1 protein-coding gene and 1 tRNA gene are annotated in these 893 nt (G+C 66.2%); both read right to left on the reverse strand.

Annotated elements, in window-relative coordinates; translation table 11 throughout:
• Positions 1 to 66: 66 nt before the first annotated feature.
• The gene (locus tag P2P98_RS03990) at positions 67 to 687 is read right to left on the reverse strand and encodes a response regulator (RefSeq protein ID WP_013586648.1); all 621 of its coding nucleotides are present in this window, start codon (positions 685 to 687) and stop codon (positions 67 to 69) included.
• Positions 688 to 791: 104 nt separating this feature from the next.
• Positions 792 to 872, reverse strand: a tRNA-Leu gene (locus P2P98_RS03995).
• Positions 873 to 893 lie beyond the last annotated feature (21 nt).

Raw genomic sequence — 893 nt, forward strand, 5'->3', positions numbered from 1 at the left:
CCCCCTCCCCCGCCAACGAAAAATGGATGCCACCGAAGTGGCATCCATTTCACGATGAGGGCGCGCTCAGCCCTTCTTGGGGGCCAGCTGCTCGATGATCGCCTTCGCAACGTCCTGCATGGTCAGGCGGCGGTCCATCGACGCCTTCTGGATCCAACGGAAGGCCTCGGGCTCGGAGAGGCCCATCTTCTCGTTCAGGAGGCCCTTGGCGCGGTCGACGAGCTTGCGGGTCTCGAAGCGCTCGACCATGTCGGCGACCTCGGCCTCGAGCGTGATGATCTGCTCGTAGCGGGCGAGGGCGATCTCGATCGCGGGCAGCAGGTCGTTCGGCGTGAACGGCTTCACGACGTAGGCCAGCGCGCCGGCCTCGCTGGCACGCTCCACGAGTTCCTTCTGGCTGAACGCGGTCAGCAGGACGACGGGAGCGATGTGGTTCTTGCTCAGCTTCTCGGCCGCGCTGATGCCGTCGAGCTGGGGCATCTTGACGTCCATGATCACGAGATCCGGGCGGAGTTCGGTCGCCAGCTGCACGGCGGTCTCGCCGTCGCCGGCCTCACCGACCACGTCGTAGCCGTTGTCGCGGAGGATCTCGACGATGTCGAGACGGATGAGCGACTCGTCTTCCGCCACGACGACGCGGCGGGGGGCGGCGGGCGCGGAGGCCGGAGCGGCTTCTTGATCAGTCACGTGACCATCCTAGGACTGGGAGGGCGCATCACCCGCGAGGAGCGTCGATGCGATAGAGGGCAAACGATACCGGGCCGACTCGGGAAGAGCCGACCCGGGGGTCGTACCGGTGGTGGGACTCGAACCCACACGTCTTTCGACAGAGCATTTTGAGTGCCCCGCGTCTGCCATTCCGCCACACCGGCTCGTGCTCGCGAACTCCCAAT

Origin of the sequence: Microbacterium sp. Kw_RZR3, from assembly GCF_029222405.1 — a bacterium.
Classification (GTDB): Bacteria; Actinomycetota; Actinomycetes; order Actinomycetales; family Microbacteriaceae; genus Microbacterium.